The sequence below is a fragment of the Deltaproteobacteria bacterium genome (genome assembly GCA_019309545.1).
Lineage (GTDB): Bacteria > Desulfobacterota > Desulfobaccia > Desulfobaccales > Desulfobaccaceae > Desulfobacca_B.
This window is the reverse complement of the sequence record JAFDGA010000002.1, coordinates 63,426-80,107: the sequence shown is the minus strand read 5'-3', so window position 1 is coordinate 80,107 and position 16,682 is coordinate 63,426. Positions and strand designations below refer to the sequence as shown.

General features: G+C 51.6%; 18 protein-coding genes. 2 read left to right on the top strand and 16 right to left on the bottom strand.

All coding sequences use genetic code 11. The annotated features are described in order from the left end of the window. Positions 1–141: 141 nt before the first annotated feature. The 10 genes from JRG72_01065 to JRG72_01020 all read right to left on the bottom strand — a co-directional run bounded on the left by JRG72_01065 (position 142) and on the right by JRG72_01020 (position 8,419). Positions 142–492: a transposase gene (locus JRG72_01065; GenBank protein ID MBW2133811.1), complete on the bottom strand. Its 351-nt coding sequence runs from the start codon at positions 490–492 to the stop codon at positions 142–144. Between the two features lie 389 nt (positions 493–881). Beyond that, complete coding sequence (gene nrfD, locus JRG72_01060) at positions 882–2,039, bottom strand: polysulfide reductase NrfD (GenBank protein MBW2133810.1); 1,158 nt, start codon at positions 2,037–2,039, stop codon at positions 882–884. A gap of 7 nt (positions 2,040–2,046) precedes the next feature. Further along, on the bottom strand, positions 2,047–2,859 hold the full coding sequence (locus JRG72_01055; GenBank protein ID MBW2133809.1) for a 4Fe-4S dicluster domain-containing protein: 813 nt from the start codon (positions 2,857–2,859) through the stop codon (positions 2,047–2,049). Beyond that, positions 2,859–3,335, bottom strand: a complete 477-nt coding sequence (dsrJ, locus tag JRG72_01050; GenBank protein ID MBW2133808.1) for a sulfate reduction electron transfer complex DsrMKJOP subunit DsrJ — start codon at positions 3,333–3,335, stop codon at positions 2,859–2,861. Before dsrJ ends, JRG72_01055 begins: the two co-directional genes overlap by 1 nt. 2 nt (positions 3,336–3,337) lie before the next feature. Continuing rightward, complete coding sequence (locus tag JRG72_01045) at positions 3,338–4,978, bottom strand: (Fe-S)-binding protein (protein ID MBW2133807.1); 1,641 nt, start codon at positions 4,976–4,978, stop codon at positions 3,338–3,340. Between the two features lie 2 nt (positions 4,979–4,980). Continuing rightward, entirely contained in the window at positions 4,981–6,015 is a 1,035-nt protein-coding gene (gene dsrM, locus JRG72_01040; GenBank protein MBW2133806.1) for a sulfate reduction electron transfer complex DsrMKJOP subunit DsrM, read from the bottom strand. A 48-nt stretch (positions 6,016–6,063) separates the two neighbouring features. Next, complete coding sequence (locus tag JRG72_01035) at positions 6,064–6,585, bottom strand: RsbRD N-terminal domain-containing protein (GenBank protein MBW2133805.1); 522 nt, start codon at positions 6,583–6,585, stop codon at positions 6,064–6,066. A gap of 249 nt (positions 6,586–6,834) precedes the next feature. Further along, positions 6,835–7,680: a twin-arginine translocase subunit TatC gene (gene tatC / locus JRG72_01030; protein MBW2133804.1), complete on the bottom strand. Its 846-nt coding sequence runs from the start codon at positions 7,678–7,680 to the stop codon at positions 6,835–6,837. Positions 7,681–7,691: 11 nt separating this feature from the next. Beyond that, positions 7,692–7,994 carry a hypothetical protein gene (locus tag JRG72_01025; protein MBW2133803.1) on the bottom strand — a complete coding sequence of 101 codons (303 nt, stop codon included), beginning with the start codon at positions 7,992–7,994 and terminating at the stop codon, positions 7,692–7,694. Between the two features lie 65 nt (positions 7,995–8,059). Beyond that, the gene (locus JRG72_01020) at positions 8,060–8,419 is read right to left on the bottom strand and encodes a DUF2784 domain-containing protein (GenBank protein MBW2133802.1); all 360 of its coding nucleotides are present in this window, start codon (positions 8,417–8,419) and stop codon (positions 8,060–8,062) included. Between the two features lie 690 nt (positions 8,420–9,109). On the opposite strand from JRG72_01020, the gene JRG72_01015 reads away from it, so the two are divergent. Both JRG72_01015 and JRG72_01010 read left to right on the top strand, forming a co-directional pair. Continuing rightward, positions 9,110–10,813, top strand: coding sequence for a glutamine--tRNA ligase/YqeY domain fusion protein (locus JRG72_01015; GenBank protein MBW2133801.1), 1,704 nt, complete (start codon positions 9,110–9,112; stop codon positions 10,811–10,813). A gap of 299 nt (positions 10,814–11,112) precedes the next feature. Continuing rightward, a complete protein-coding gene (locus JRG72_01010; GenBank protein MBW2133800.1) occupies positions 11,113–12,129 on the top strand; it encodes a methyltransferase in 1,017 nt (338 codons plus the stop codon). A gap of 10 nt (positions 12,130–12,139) precedes the next feature. Here JRG72_01010 and rimI read toward each other — a convergent pair whose 3' ends face one another. The 6 genes from rimI to rpoN all read right to left on the bottom strand — a co-directional run bounded on the left by rimI (position 12,140) and on the right by rpoN (position 16,614). After that, positions 12,140–12,604, bottom strand: coding sequence for a ribosomal protein S18-alanine N-acetyltransferase (rimI, locus tag JRG72_01005; GenBank protein ID MBW2133799.1), 465 nt, complete (start codon positions 12,602–12,604; stop codon positions 12,140–12,142). Beyond that, positions 12,601–13,008: a PTS fructose transporter subunit IIA gene (locus JRG72_01000; protein MBW2133798.1), complete on the bottom strand. Its 408-nt coding sequence runs from the start codon at positions 13,006–13,008 to the stop codon at positions 12,601–12,603. Before JRG72_01000 ends, rimI begins: the two co-directional genes overlap by 4 nt. A 12-nt stretch (positions 13,009–13,020) precedes the next feature. Next, entirely contained in the window at positions 13,021–13,896 is an 876-nt protein-coding gene (gene rapZ / locus JRG72_00995; protein MBW2133797.1) for an RNase adapter RapZ, read from the bottom strand. A gap of 116 nt (positions 13,897–14,012) precedes the next feature. Next, complete coding sequence (locus JRG72_00990; GenBank protein ID MBW2133796.1) at positions 14,013–14,477, bottom strand: PTS sugar transporter subunit IIA; 465 nt, start codon at positions 14,475–14,477, stop codon at positions 14,013–14,015. A gap of 19 nt (positions 14,478–14,496) precedes the next feature. Beyond that, entirely contained in the window at positions 14,497–15,039 is a 543-nt protein-coding gene (gene raiA, locus JRG72_00985; protein ID MBW2133795.1) for a ribosome-associated translation inhibitor RaiA, read from the bottom strand. Between the two features lie 81 nt (positions 15,040–15,120). After that, complete coding sequence (gene rpoN / locus JRG72_00980; GenBank protein MBW2133794.1) at positions 15,121–16,614, bottom strand: RNA polymerase factor sigma-54; 1,494 nt, start codon at positions 16,612–16,614, stop codon at positions 15,121–15,123. Between the last annotated feature and the right edge of the window lie 68 nt (positions 16,615–16,682).

The window sequence follows — 16,682 nt, the reverse complement described above, 5'->3', positions numbered from 1 at the left end:
AGGTTGTAGCACATTCCTTTAAGTCAGGGATGATTGTGGTTGCAATCCCGTCCGAGATAGCGACAGCGCTCCAAATCAAGGGGGCATTTCAAGGTGTCATTGGTCTCTTCCCACAGATGCGACTCAGAAACGTTGGCCGCGTCAGGGCCAGACGCTTCCCTGGCGGCGCCAAGCAGCCTCGGGGGCTGGGCTGGGCTCCTCCCGACGCGGAGGGCGGGGCTGGGCCTTGATCAAGGCGGCGTCAATCAAGGAACCGCGCCGCACGATCAGCCCTGGGGCATAAAGCGTTTCCGCCAACAGGGCAGACAGCCGTTCTCCCAACCCCGTCTGGGCCAACATGTTACGGAACCGACCAGTCTTGGTTGCATCTGGAACCGGGTCAGTAAGAGACAGATGCAAAAACCGCTGAAACGACAAGCGGTCGCAGATGGCTTCTTCCAGTCCGGGATCGGATGAGCCGTCCCATTGCCGCAAAAACCGGGCCTTGAACATTTTCAAAAGTGATGGTTGGGACGCAAAAGCTTGGCATGATAAAGAAGTTCCAACCATTTTTCAAGTGGATGCCAGTCAATCTGGTCATCGATCTGCTTCAAAAAGTGCCCCCCCCGCCAACCGCCATGGAGCCTCCAGGTCCCCAATGCCCATTTGCCCCGACCTTTTGCCCAGCAGCGGCGACCTCCAACATTGGACGTTGATCGCAGATTACCACGTCTTATCAATATGTTGAACTAGTTTTTGCCTATACTTTAAACTTTCTTTCAGAGGACTTTCGCAGGTGAAATTATTTTTGAGAAACGATATGGACCAGAAAAAAACAAAGCCCGAGCTCAGCTCGGGCTTTGTCTTTAAATTGAAGTTGCTTGGAACGGTTAAGGCGATATTTAGGCCCTGATCTCCTCTTTGACGGAGACCGCCACTTTGTAGAGCATGGTAAGGATCAGGAATCCAACGGCCCAAACTCCCAAGGTGATAAAAGCCTCTGGGATGGTCGGCCAATACTCAGTGATGGTATCAAACGGGTTGGGAACAAAACCACCGGTAATCAGGCCCAGCCCCTTATCAATCCAGGTAGTAATCACTACCAAGCCGCAAGCCAACGCCAAGGTGTTTTCATTCTTCCGAACACTAGGGATGACTAAAAAGATAGCGGTCAAGGTCATGCCGACGATGGACACCCACATCCAGGGCACCAGCTGGCCTTTGCCTTCCAGGCCGGCGAAGAGGTATTTAAAGTGCATCATATGATCGGGAATTTGGCTGTAAAAGACGGTGAAAATTTCACAGAAGAAGAAAAACACATTGATGAGGATGGCATAGGTGACGATTTTGCCCAGGGTTTGAATCTGCTCCCGCCCCGGGTCAAACTTGGTATATTTTCTGACCAACAGACAAAGCAGCACCAGCAAAGCGGGCCCGGCGGCAAAAGCCGAGGACAGAAAGCGGGGGGCCATAATGGCGGTCAACCAGTAGCCCCGGCCCGGCAAACCAGCGTATAAGAAGGCGGTTACCGTATGAATACTGGGTGCCCAGGGAATGGCAATATAGATAAAGGGCTTGACCCATTTCGGCGGCGGCACCTCATTGCGCTCGGCCTGCAGCACGGTCCAGCCACAGATCAGGTTCAGCAAGAGATAGCCGTTGAGGACGATCATGTCCCAAAACAGGACAGAATTGGGGGTTGGGTGCAACAAGACATTGAAGAGCCGGCTCGGTTTGCCCAAGTCAACCACGATGAACAAGATGCACATAGTGACCGCCGCCACGGCCAAAAACTCTCCTAAGATGGCAATCCGACCAAAAGCTTTATAGTCGTGCAAATAAAGAGGCAAGACTACCATCACTGCCGAAGCGGCTACTCCGACCAGATAGGTAAATTGGGCAATATAAAAGCCCCAGGAGACATCCCGACTCATACCGGTGATTCCCAGGCCGAAATCCAATTGTTTGAGGTAGATGAAGAAACCTATCCCAATCAGGAGTAGGAGAAACCCTAGTACTCCGTAGTACCTTTTAGTTCCAACTAAAGCCTTTTCAAACATAGCCACCTCACACTATATAGTAAACCTGGGGGTTTGAACCAAGCTGCGGTTTCCGCCGGATGGTAAAATTGGCCCGGAGCAGTTCCCTGACTTTGGATTTGGCATCATTAAGGTCACCTACAGTCAAGGCCCCGTTAGATACCTCCACGCAGGCTGGCAATTGCCCCTTGGCGAGCCTTTCGGCGCAGAGAGTGCACTTCTCCACCACTCCGATCTCCCGGGTCGGATAGGTTTGATTTTCATTTTTAATGAACGGCCGGGGGTTGCGCCAGTTAAAGCTGCGGGCTCCGTAAGGGCAGGCCGCCATGCAGTAGCGGCAGCCGATGCAGCGATGCTGGTCCATCATGACCACCCCGTCTTCCCGTTTCCAGGTGGCCTTGGTCGGACAGACGCGCACACAAGGAGGATTATTACAGTGGTTGCACAGCAAAAGAAAATTCAATTTATGCAACCGTTCGGCCACATAAGGCTGTTCCTGGCCTGGAAAGGCATGCTCAAACTTTTCCTTCCAGAGCCATTTAATTTCCCACCTGTTCTGGTCCTGAGGGTTAACTTGGTCCTCGGGATTAACCGGATTGCCAAAATCAGGAACATTGTGGATGCGATGGCAGGCTTCGATGCACCGTTGGGCGGTCTGGTCATCCAGCTTGCGCATATCTACCACCATAGCCCATCTTTGTGCGGTCAGGGCCTTGGGATTGGGGGCTAATTTGGCCTCCAGTTCCCCCGGGGCCAGCATTTCAAATGCCGCCTTGGCTCCCAGTCCAAATAACGTGGAGAATCCCGCTATCCTTAAAAAATCTCTTCTACTGATACTCATCACTTCGCCTCCGCCAGCTTCTTCTCTCGGTCCAGATGGCACCCCCAACAGTAAGGGGCAACGCCCACATAATTGTGGCATTGATCGCAGAATTGACTTTTGTTTGAGTGACATTCCAAGCAGGTATTCTGAAGACTGGCAGTATATCTTTTCCCACTGAGGCTGATATAATCTCTTTGGCCGTTGCGGACTACCTGGGTTCGCCACTCATCCAACATCTGCATGTGATAGTTCCGCATGTAAGATTTATCTTCGATACACTTCCGGTCTTTCTCCGGCATTTTTTGGATGACCGGGGTGTCAATCTTGGGCTCAGGTGGAGGAATGGACCTTCCCTGGAGGTTCCAGATAGGGAAGGTGATCAGGGCCACGAAGACAATAATGCCGGCCATGATGATATTTTTATTGTAGAGTTTTTTCTCTACCTTGGGGCGCTCTCCATAGGTCCCAAATTCTGACTTAACTGGCTCTTTCATAATTATTCAGTCTCCCCCCCTTCTTCCTCCTCGGTTTCCTCATAGCCCACCAAGGGGCGATCCCGCAGATCGGTAGTTCGTTCTATTTCATTAGGAAATACCAAGGCATTGCCCACCAGTTCGCTGATGCCAGTGACTTCCATTCCGGGTACCCAGTAATCCATGAGCGGGGGGAACACCGCTCGATCAATGGCACAGATACAGCCTAAATGGTTGACCCCGTACTTGTCCCGGACATATCGGACCGCGTTGGCCCGCGGGAACCCCCCTCTAAACCGCATTTCCAAATATTCATCGCCGTTAAAGCCGCTGCCACTGCCGCAGCAGAAGGTTTTCTCCCGAATGGTATTGGGCGGCATTTCAAAGAAATGACCCTCCGGTAGGACATTCTTGATAATATAACGTGGCTCTTCAAACAGCCCCATAGCTCTAGCGGGGTTACAGGAATCATGGTAGGTAAGTTTGATATGGGCATTCCTGCTGGGGTCCAGATTCAATTTCCCATGTCTGATCAGGTCGGCGGTAAATTCAGAGATGTGGACCATCTTGTGGCTTTTGGCGTTTTCAAATTTGGTCCCGGTAATGGGCGACACCGGTTCCTCTAGGAAATCCGCCGGGCCGTTCCAGGTGTCCATGTACTGATTGCACACCCGCCACATATGACCACATTCGCCGCCCAGGATCCATTTCACCCCCAAACGTTTGGCCTCTTCGTAGAACTTGGCATTGAGCCGTTTGCCCATCTCATGGGAGATGAAATAACCAAAGTTGCCGCCCTCCGCAGCATAGGTGCTTATGGTATAGTCGAGTCCCAGATATTCGAAGAGCAGCAAATATCCCATGTAATTAAAAGTGCCAGGGTCAGCAAAATAATCGCCGGAAGGGGCAATGAAGAGAATCTCCGCACCTTTCCGGTTATAGGTGACATTGGTCAGGATACCTGTCACCCGCTCATTTTCCTCGCAGAAGAAATCAATCATATCCTTATAGGCCTGGGGGGTAGCGCCAATATGGCCTACGGTTTCATAACAGCTTCCCACCGAGGCCATGGCCCACTCGATGTTGAGGCCTATGGAGCTAAGCAGCTCCCGGCCCAATATGGTCAGGTCGGCCATATCAATGCCGTAAGGACAGAATACCGAGCACCGCCGACATTCACTGCATTGGTACAGATAGTAATACCACTCTTTGATGACATCTTCGCTCAGGGGTCTGGCCCCGGCCAGGCGTCCCAGGGCCTTCCCGGCTTGAGTGAAGTAGCGGCGGTAGATAGATCTCATCAGCTCGGCCCGAAGTACTGGCATATTCTTGGGGTCTCCGGAACCGATGAAGAACTGACATTTGTCGGCACAGGCACCACACCGGACACAGATGTCCATAAACAACTTAAAACTCCGGAACCGGTTAAGGCGGTCCTCAAAGCCTTCTAAGATAATCTCTTTCCAGTTAGGGGGCAGATGCCAATCCTCATCGGGAACCGACCATTGTCTTGGATAAGGGTAATCAAGCCATTCCAGCCACTTGGGACTGGCAGCATTGCAATAGCAACCCTCTTTAAATTCAGGCCTGGTATCCATCCACCCCTTGGCAGGCGGTTGGAAACTTATATTGGATAGTTCTTCTGGTGTCGGGATCTTGGCCATTGTTACTCCTTTTCCACCGGCAAGCCAACCTCTTTCATAGCTTCACGGTATTTATCTTCGTGCTCAATATAAGGATGGTATTTTACCGGGTAATTCCAAGGATTGATATGTCGGACCCAGCGGTTATTACTGGCCAGGTTGCGCGTCGGGCTGAGAAAAACCCCGGCCATATGTAACAGTTTGCTGTACGGGAAGTAGGCAAATAGCACGCTAACCAGAAATAGATGGATATAAAATATCACCCCGATACCGGCCGGCACCACGGGTTTAAAAGTTACCAACCCTAGTGCCAATTGCTTCACCGCAGTAATATCCACCTTGAAAAAATAGCGCATCAGGATCCCGGTAGTACCGATGGCCAGGATCAGAAATAATGGGAAATAGTCGCTGGCCAAGGAGATATAACGCATACTGGGATTAAATACCCGGCGAAGCAGTAGATAACTCAAAGCCACCAACAGGATGATGCCGGTCAGATAGACCGTGGGTTGGTAGATCTGGAACCAGCCGTCCACACTTTCAATAGTTTGGACAAAACCCGGGGGCTGAGCAGTGAAAAACCTGAGGTGACGGAGCAGGACGATCAGGAAGGTGTAGTGAAAGGCGATGGCTCCCAGCCAGAGCCATTTGTTGGACCAATAAAATAACCTGGCATCCTCCGGATGATCGGCCGGCCTTAATAATTTAGTGGTCAGGTTCCTGAAAAGACTGCGGAACAGTAGGACTTCGAGGGCCATCCGACCAATAACATGCAAGGTAGTCTCTGGATTATCCAATTTCTCTCCCAGATTTTTTTTGATCCAGGGAAGAGTACGGTTCTGGGCGCAGGTGGTAGGGATACGGAAAGGCACCGGTGAGCGGGCCCACTTGATGACCCGATAAATCAAGCCTTCTAAGAAAATCAGCACGGCCAGATAGGGCACCACCACCCCTAAAACCAGTTGCTGGTTGGCTAGATATCCCACATAAGGGATTATCACCAATGCTAGCACTATGCCAAGCGGGATAAAGAAATGAAGCTTAAAGAAATCGGTCATTAATCGTCACCTCGTTTCCATGAAAACTTCTATGGTTAGACGTTTGGGCTAATGATAGTCGATGGTCATCCCGGTTCTGCGTAATAAACCGCTTACCTTATTCCTCACCTCTTCCAATCTAATCTTGTGTAACTGCTCCCGGCGGTTCATATAGACGTTAAAGCCGAGCAGGGCCAAGCCATCTATACGGGATTCAAATTCAAAACAGTCCTGGGAGAGCTGATCGATACGAACTTCTCCCTTAAAATGCTCCTGGAACTGCTCCCGTATCACATTTTTGAGCAAAAAGATAAAGGCCACGGCCTGAGCCGGAGAAAAATCTTGGATAGCCCGGATGCGGATGATTTCGTCCAGATGTTTATTTAATTCCTCCGCCTCCATGTCGTGAACCAGGGCTTTATATAGGCCCTTTAACCCTTCGTTGACCTGATAGGCTACGGGATTATCAAAGCGGTTCTTCTCCTTCTTTAGAAACTGGGTGGTTTCCGCAGGGTAAGTTCCAAAGATGAAGTCAGCCCACCTTTTCACGATGGCCACTTCATGTTGAATTAAGAATTCTTTTAACTTCATGTCCGATACTCTCTAAATATCAACTGAAGGTGAATGTTACAAAATTCTCAAACTCTGTGTCAAGAAAAAAATCATGGGGGCAGGCCAGCCATGGAAAACATGGTCATCCTTAACTCAACTCCTAAAGATAAACAATAAAAATAAAGTGTTGCCCGGTCTCCGGGTTCTTCCCTAAACCTGAGCCGATTTAGGGTCAATCCAAGATATTGTAATTTAAAGAACTAAGGTAAAGCCGCGGGGGTTGCTGGCTCAAGAATGCTTGGAGGTTGACTCCGGGGGGTTTTCGATACCCGCCGCCCGGCTATGGGGGCCGCCTAAGAGCCGCACCACCACAATACTGAGCTCATACATGCCATAAAGCGGCAGGGCTATCATGATCATGGTCATGACATCGGCATGGAAGGCCGCCACTACGGCACTGAGCAGAATCGCCACCCGCCGATGTCTGGCCAGAAACTCCGCCCTCACCAGGCCAATGCGGGCCAACACCAGCAGGATCAGGGGCAATTCGAAGACCAGACCGAAAAGCAATAGCAGGCGCAGACTGAAGTTGACATACTGGCTCAGATTGAGCATGGCAAAGAGCGTCTCACTTTCATAAGCCAATGAGAAAGCGACGATTACCGGCCAAACCAGATAGAGGAAAAACAGGTCACCCAGAATAAAGGCCAAGGTCCCGATGGGTACAAAGAGGTAGACATATCTTTTCTCATGGGCATGCAAGCCGGGGGAAATGAACAGCCAGACCTGGTAGAGAATGACTGGCAAAGAGAGCACAATTCCCAGGATCAGAGCAATCTTCATCTGGACAAAAAAAGGCTCTAAGGGGGCCATATAATTAAGCTTACGAGAGGCGACGGCCAGTTCCGGGGGGTCGATATTAAAACGCTCGGCAAGGTCCGGAAATTTCTCCTTTACCAGGGTGGTCAGGGAATGGTGCACCTGCTTGATCAGGGAGGGCTGGGTTAGGGGACGTTGGATGACCCGCAGAGCGGAAAGCGAAAAGGGCCAAGCCACGGCCATGCCAATAATTAGGGCGATCAGCGAAATGATCAGTCGACGGCGCAACTCCTCCAGATGCTGCAGAAACGGCATTTGCGCTTCGGTCACTGCCTGCCCTCGGGAGGAGATAGATATGAGGAACTGGATTCGGATCCGGAAGTCGACCCTTGGTCCGGTTGATCTTGGTCACGGCGGCGGCCAGCCCGCGGCTTGTTTTTATATCCCATCAGGTCGATGGGAAGTTTGCTTTTATATTCCAAAAGATCAAAGAGATAGGTATTGCCAATAAAAAATATAGTTAATCCAACCAGATAGGTGGTATCGTCCTGCCCGATGAGCCGCAGAACTAGCTTGGCGGTGATAAAGGCGATGAACAGTCGCAGAGAAAAACCAAAAAGTATTTTCATATATGGATTTTACCCCATTGCCCGATATATGGCAAGGCGATCCTAAGGGGATCAAGATGCTGATCTCAGGCCGCCTTTTTTGTCACCCAGCCATAGATAACCAAGTTGAGCGCCAAGACCATACAGCCAAGAAGGATCTGTAGGTGACGGGTCAAAAAGGTCGGATACAGGCAGGGAAGCAGATAGTGGGCCACAAAGCCGGAATGGTACGCCGCCCCCCCAGCCTGCTGGCGCAGCCAGTTCTCCAGGGGCGTGAGCGGACAGACCCAACCGGTAAATTCAACTGCCGCCGCCCACAGCACCGCGGGCAAGTGCAGCCAGGCGGCTCGCTTTGATTTAAGGACCAGAAATCCACCCAGAAGGACGAAAACCACAAAGGCCAAGTGGATTATGACAATGACCTCGGCGAGGAATCGATACGCCATGGAATTTCCGGCAAACAGTGATAAAATCCCTAAAAGCTTAATTGCTTAGACATGATTGGAGATTATAACCTGGGTTCGGCCTGATACCCAGCCTAAAAAAATTAATCGCTAGACAAAAAACTTCCATAACCGGAGGAATGTGTTATCTTCTGAGACAGTTTTTTTTCTACCCGGAGACAATGAATCTTGCTTAATTCGGGGTCAATTAATGTTCCTTTTCCCGGCCTATGGCAGCTATCCCAGCGCCGAAAAGGTGATCAAAAACTCCCCGGTGCCCGTCCACCTGGTCAATCGGTTTCGGGAGTAACCCAGCCAGTGATTTTTAACACGGCCTGCAAGTGTTTAGGGCTGCTGGACTGCATCACCTCCCCACGGCAGCCAGAGGCTTTCCATCCGAAAATCCGATATTTTTCTCCCCCGGCGCGGGGGCGGGGATAATGGGGTAAGTTCCTGATCCTTCTCACCGAAAGTTGATCAGCTTGTGGTGCTTTAGGGGATCGGCAACATATTCTATGGTTAGCTCTGACAAGGCCAGCCTTTTCCCGGGGCTGGCGGCAACAAGGCTAGTTTGTTAAAATATTAATAAAGAAATATTTACTCGATTAATTAAGACCAAGAGATAATAAGGGGCTAACCAGCCCCAGGCCCAGCAATGGCAATAATAAATCGTCTTCAGAGGAATATGGCGAAATGACCACCCCCGATCAAAATCCACCCACCAACTTTATTCGCCAGATCATTGCCGCAGATCTGAAGGCCAATAAGAATCAGGGCCGGGTGGTAACCCGATTTCCCCCGGAACCGAACGGCTACCTGCATATCGGGCACGCCAAATCCATCTGCCTGAACTTCGGTCTGGCAAAGGAATTCGGCGGGGTCTGCAACCTGCGATTTGACGATACCAACCCCAGCAAAGAGGAAATGGAATATGTGGAATCAATTAAGGCGGACGTCCGCTGGCTGGGATTCGATTGGGGGGATCGGCTGTTTTACGCCTCGGATTACTTTGAGCAGCTCTATCAATATGCCGTGCAGTTAGTCAAAGCTGGCAAGGCCTATGTTTGCAGCTTGAGCCCGGAGCAGATCCGACGGTACCGCGGCACCTTGACCGAGCCGGGGCGGGACAGCCCCTATCGGAACCGTACGATTGCGGAAAATCTGAATTTATTGGAGCGCATGCGGGCCGGGGAATTCCCAGAGGGAACCCATGTGCTGCGCGCCAAAATTGACATGAGCCATCCCAATCTCCATATGCGGGACCCGGTGCTGTATCGGATATTACATGCCTCCCATCACCGTACCGGCGATAGGTGGTGTATTTATCCCCTGTATGATTTTGCCCATTGCCTGTCAGATTCCCTGGAAGGCATCACCCATTCGCTCTGCACCCTGGAATTTGAAGACAACCGCATCCTGTATGACTGGATTCTGGATGAACTGGAAGTCGAATGTCATCCGCAGCAGATCGAGTTCGCCCGTCTCAATCTCACTTACACGGTGCTGAGTAAGCGCAAGCTGCTACAACTGGTGAACGAGGGTTATGTCAGTGGCTGGAACGACCCCCGCATGCCCACCCTGGCGGGGATGCGCCGACGGGGCTTCAGCCCTGAATCCATCCGCAACTTTTGTGAGCGCATCGGCGTCGGCAAAAGGGAAAATCTGGTGGACCTGGAACTTTTGGAATACTGCGTTCGGGAGGATTTGAACAAACGGGCCCCGCGGGTGATGGTAGTCCTGCGGCCCTTGCGGGTGGTCATCGACAACTATCCCGCGGACCGGGTGGAAGAATTAGAGGCCATCAACAACCCCGAGGATCCCAGCATGGGGACCCGGCGGGTGCCCTTTTCCCGGGTGCTTTACATCGAACGCGATGATTTTATGGAAGACCCCCCGAAAAAGTTCTACCGGCTGGCCCCGGGACGGGAAGTCCGCCTGAGATACGCTTATTTCATTAAATGTACAGAGGTGATTAAAGATGAGCGAACCGGGGAAATCATCGAATTGCGCTGTACCTATGATCCGCAAACCCGTGGTGGTTATGCCCCGGATGGGCGGCCGGTCAAGGCTACCTTGCACTGGGTGTCGGTGGCCCACGCCTTTCCGGCCGAAGTCCGTCTCTATGATCGGCTGTTTTCCAAACCCAACCCGGGCGAGGTTCAGGATGGCGATTTTAGGGCCTGTTTAAACCCGAATTCGTTGGAGATCATCGCCGCAGCCCAGCTGGAACCGAGTCTGGCCGCCGCTACCCCTGGAAGTTTCTATCAGTTCGAGCGATTGGGCTATTTCTGCGTGGATCCGGTTGATGCCACCGCCGGTGCCCCCATATTCAATCGGACGGTGACCTTGCGGGATACCTGGGCCAAGGTTCAGAAGGCCCAGCAGCGCGGTGGGTAAAATTCCACTCATCGGGGCTTGACTTTGGAATGAAAATAGCTAGCATAAAAACATTGCAAAATCAATCAATCATGATCGGGAAAAATAGCCGCGGCCAAATTTTGATAAGATCATGAACTAACCTAAGCAAGGGATGAATGGAATGAAAAGTATCATTATATTACCGATCATCATCGGCGGGTGGGTTATTCTCAATGCCGTGATTCTCCCCAAATTGGGGTTCCGCACCTGACTGAGCGGTAAAACCGGCGCCGGGAGCTGCCGGATAGAGCAAATCAAGTCTGACCAGGACAAAAATAATGGTAGATGAGCGCTGCAGGGGATTTGAGGAGCTGATGCGCCTAGCCCGGGGCTTCCAGGCCTCGAAAATATTCATGGTGGCCTGTGATCTGGAGGTCTTCAGTCATCTGTCGTTTCCGGCCGTGGTTCAGGATCTGGCGGAACGGTTAAAGGTCAATGCCCGGGCTCTGGAGATGGTGCTCAATGCCCTGACCGGCTTGGGCATTTTGGTCAAAGAGGGCGAAGCCTTCCGCAATGGCGAATTGGCCGAGCGTTACCTGGTGGCCGGTCACGAAAACTATCGCGGGGCAATTTTCAAGCATCTGCACCATACCTGGGAAGGCTGGTCTGACCTGGGGCCAGTGGTGGTCACCGGTTCGCCCCGGGATATTGATCCGGCCCGATGGGTCGAGGTTCATGATGAGGCCCGCGAGGAGGAAATTGACGATTTCATCTGGGGGATGGAGGCGGTGGCTCGCGATCAGGTACCGGCGGCGCTGGCCCAACTGGATCTTTCCCAGGTGGCCAATCTGCTGGATCTGGGCGGCGGTCCAGGCACTTATGCTATTGCCTTTGTCCAGCGCTACCCCCACCTCCGGGCTACCGTGTTCGACCTTCCCCGGCCCATTACCATTGCCCAAGAGAACATTCGCCGTCATGGGGTCGATGAGCGGATCCAGACCAGAGCGGGGAACTTCCTTAAAGACGACATCGGCCAGGGCTACGACTTCATCTGGATGGCCAACATTCTCCACAGCCACAGTGAGGCCCAGTGTCAGTTCCTGATCGGCAAGGCGGCCAAGGCCCTGATGCCGGGGGGCCAGCTAGCGGTAGTGGACTTTTTCCTTAATGATGATGGCTATTCCCCGTTGAGCGCCGCCCTGTTCGGGGTCCATATGCTGGCGGTAACCGCGGCGGGCCGGGCCTATAAACATTCCGAAGTGGCTGACTGGATGCAAGCAGCTGGCTTCAGTCCTCCCGAGCTCAGGCGGATCAACGAAAATTCCAGTTTTTTAATCGGCGCCAAAGAGAAATAATCAGAATCGCTTATTCCCAGATTAAAGCCAGAATAAGGGCATCTTCTCCGGTATTGTGATAATAACGTTTGCGGGTGGCTACGGGCTTGAAACCGAGGGAATGATAGAGTGACTGGGCTGCCTGGTTCGAGGGACGCACCTCCAGCCAGGCCTGCCTGGCCCCCAGGCCCCGGGCCCGATGCAATGCCTCCTGGAGCAAGCGGCGGGCAATGCCTTGACGGCGGTATGCCGGGTGGACCGCCAGGTTAAGGATATGCATTTCATCCGCCACCAGCCAGTAAACCACATAACCCCAGATCTCCTCTGAATAAGGCGGCGAACCGGCTACCAAGACATGAGAAATAGGGTTCCGCAGTTCTTCCCAAAAGCTAAAACGTGGCCAGGGACTGGGAAAGGATACCTGTTCGATCGCCCAGATGGCGTCCACATCTGAGGCTGTGGCTGGTCGAAAGGCTACCGGAATGACTCCGGTCATTTCTGGGAAAGCACTTCGCTGGCTACCGAGATGCCTCGCTGACCGGATTGCTTCAGGGCCAGCGCGGCCTCATGCAGGTTCAGATTGGCAGCCTGACGAATCTGGGCCAATTGCATCAGCATGGGCAGATTGACTCCGGTAACTACCTCTATCTGACCATTTTTGAGAAACGACAGGCTTAGATTGGACGGAGTCCCGCCAAACATGTCGGTAAGTATCAGAACACCCTGACCATCATTAATCTGGGCCATGGCCTCGGCTATCTGTCGGCGGGAATTTTCTGGGGCAGCACCGGGATCTAGAGAAACGGCCAAGACTCTGTCCAGATGGCCCAGGATCAGATCACAGGTTGATAACAACGCCTCCGCCAGGGGATGATGAGTAACGATCAGAACTCCGATCATAGCAACAGCTTCCTATCCTCGAGAGATGTCACGGTGATTTATGGTAATCAGAAAATTATGTTGACTCAAATGTTCTTTAAGGGCGTTGGTGATGACCACCGACCGATGTTGTCCTCCAGAGCATCCTAAGGCGATGGTCAGATGGGTTTTGCCTTCTTTATGATAGTGAGGCAGAAGATAGTCCAGCAACGGGAAAAAACGTTCTATGAAAGTGCGGGTCTCTTCCTTATTCAGGACAAAGTCCTGGACCGGGGGATGATTACCCGTCATTTCACTGAGTTCCTTAACAAAATAGGGATTGGGCAAGAAACGGACATCCATAACGATGTCCGCCTCGGGCGGCAGGCCATATTTGAAGCCGAAAGAGATGAGGTGGAGGTGCAGCCGCGGACTGGACGGCATGTGTTTAAATTCCTGGGTCATCAGTTCGCGCAATTGGTGACTGGTGAGAAAGGAAGTGTCGATCACCCGGGTAGCGGTTTCCCGCAAGCTGCTTAGTTTCTGCCGTTCTTCTTCTAAGGCCTTGACGATGGGCTCTTGTTCCGCCAGGGGATGTTGTCGCCGGGTCTGACTGAAACGGCGGATCAAGACCTCATCAGAAGCCTCGAGGAAGATTAGATAAAGATGGAAGCCTTTATCCCGCAAGCGGCGGAAGACGGACTCATGGTGGGAAAGAAAATCCTCGGTGCGAACATCCATCACCAGCGCCACTTTTAAATCATCCTGGTGAACGCGGGATTGTAGTTGTAAAAATTTAGGCAAAAGCCGCAGGGGCAGATTGTCGACACAGAAGAAGCCGATGTCCTCCAAGGCCCGCAATGCAGTACTCTTTCCCGACCCCGAGAGGCCGGTAATAATCACCACTGGATGTTCGATCTGAATGTCAATGGGTTGCGGAGTCAAAAACCACCAGCTGAAACTGTGGGTTTATTGCCCAGAGACCCCCTGGGGAAACCTAGTTGAGGGCTTGCCCTGTCGTTGACGGTTATTGGTTGGTGAATCGGCTACCCCAGCAATGCATCCTCTTCGGCAATTAACTGGTAGATCTCTTCAGGGCCCGGGGCGTCCATCAGCTTCTGCCGAAAGCTAGGGTTTTTTAACATCCGGGAAATCTTGGCTAAGGCCCGGAGATGAACACCTACCGAGTTTTCCGGGGCAATCAACAGGAAAAAAAGATGGGTCGGCTTGCCATCCATGGAATCAAAGTTGACGCCTTCCCGGCTGCGCCCGAAACTGATGATCAGTTGCGATAGATTTTTTAATTTGCCATGGGGAATGGCGATATTATCGCCGATACCAGTGCTCCCCAACCGTTCTCGCTCCAGCAGCACTTCGACCACTTTGGCCTGGGATAAGGTTTTATCTTGGGTTACTAAAGTGGCCGCCAGTTCCTCCACTGCCCCCCGTTTATCTCTGGCTTGCAAGTCTGCGATAATGCGGTTTTTATCCAATAGATCAATAACTTTCATTCAGGAACCGCCTAATTCCTCAGCCTAATCCGGGTTCAATCAGTCCATAACTGCCATCCCGACGGCGGTAGAGAATATTTATCGCCGCGGTCTGGATGTTGCTGAAAACCAGGATATCTTCATTAACCTGATTTAGCTGCAAAATGGCCTCTTCCAGGTCCATGGGTTTGGCTTCGACCTGCTCGATGTGAACCACCGGAGGGAGGTCCTCGGCAGCCATCTCCCCCGGGAGCATATCGGACAGCGCGGCCATGGTCTTGATATTCGGATAAGACTTGTTGTGGCGTGGCTTATCCCGTAACCGTCGGACCTGCTTTTCGATTTTCTCCATGGCCATATCGATGGCCGAGTACATATCAGCAGTTTCTTCTTTGCCTTTAATTTTCAGGCTATTACTGGTAATGGTAATATCTGCCTGGTGGCGAAATTTCTCGGTTCCCAACACCACATGGGCTTCAACCGGACCATCCAAGTACTTTTTGAGCTTGCCGACCTTCTTGATAGCATAATTTTTCAAGGCCTCTGAGGGGTCAACATGCCGGAAGGTAACCGAAATTTGCATAAGCTGTCTCCATTACAAATTACTTCTCAAGTAATTAAGATTCCGTTTTTGAATGCCTGCAGAACCACCCGGGACTGTGTTTCAGGATAGAGGATTCCGGGGCTCGCTATTCTTGCGCCAGGTCGGTTTTTTGCGTTTGTTGGAAGAGAGCAGTCCCAACATCTCTCGATATTTGGCCACGGTCCGTCGGGCGATCAAGATATTGGAATCCTTCAGCATATCAGCAATATCTTGATCGCTATAAGGACGTTCCCCATCCTCAGACTGGACGATCTGGCGAATCTTCTCCTTGACACTTTCTGAGGCCACCTGATCTCCGTGGGTTCGGGTAATGCCGCTGTTAAAGAAGAATTTCAGCTCAAATACCCCCTGGGGAGTATGCATGTATTTATTGGTAGTCACCCGACTGATAGTGGATTCATGCAATTGGACATCTTCCGCCACCTGGCGGAGGGTTAATGGTTTGAGATGGGCGATCCCTTGGTCTAAAAATTGGCGTTGGAAATTGACAATACTTTTACTCACCCGATAGATGGTTCTTTGCCGTTGCTGGATGCTTTTGATAAACCAGACTGCGGATTTGAGACGGCTCTGAATGTAATTCCTGGTGGTCTCGGGAATATCCGGCTGGCCAGTCAGCGCCGCTTGATAAAAGGAACTTACCCGCAGTCGAGGCAGTCCGTCATCATTTAAAGTTACCACATAATCATCGCCCATTTTATACACAAAGATATCGGGATTAATATGGCGACTCTCAGCATGATCAAAACTGCGACCAGGCTTGGGTTCGAGTTGGGTAATGAGTTCCACCGCCTGGGACACCTCCTCCAGGGTGGTTTTTAAGTCCTGGGCAATGGCCAGGTAATTTTTATTCTCCAGGTGCCGCAGGTGATGGACAATGATCGGCTCGATCAAAGGATTTTGGAAATCGTGAACGCGGACCTGAATCAACAGACACTCTTTCAGATCCCGGGCAGCCACCCCCACCGGATCGAACTCCTGCACTTCTCTTAAGACTGCTTCCACTTCCTCGGGGTCGGCTTGAGCTTCCCGGGCAAGATCTTCTACGGTAGCCCTCAGGTAACCATCTTCGTCCAGGTTGCCAATAATCAGGGTCCCCAGATATTTCTCCTGATCGCTAAATTCGGCCAATTGTAATTGCGACAAGAGATGTGATTTCAGGGAAATTTCTTGCCGGTAAACATTTTCAAAGGACGGGGTTTCACGCTCTTCGTATTCGTGCCGCATGGGAGGCGAGATTTTATCCTCCAGGTAAGCTCCCCATTCAAAATCTTCCCGCACCCGATTCTCTACGGTCACTTCCGGAAGTGGGACCTCTTCATTATTATTGCTGCCCTTCTCAGGAACATTTTCTTCCCCTAATTCCCAAGATTTTGATCCTTGATCTTCCTCAGACAAGACTTCTTCTAATATGGGATTGGTCTCCAGTTCTTGATTGATGGCGGCCAGTAATTCCAGGCGAGAAAGTTGCAGCAATTTTATGGCCTGCTGCAACTGGGGGGTCATGATCAGTTGCTGGGTGAGTTTCAGACTCTGTTTGATCTCCAGCGCCATTTATCCCACTTCCTCATAGATAACTATCAGAGCGATGTTCTCCCTGGCCGATTGGCTAAGGTTCCTGT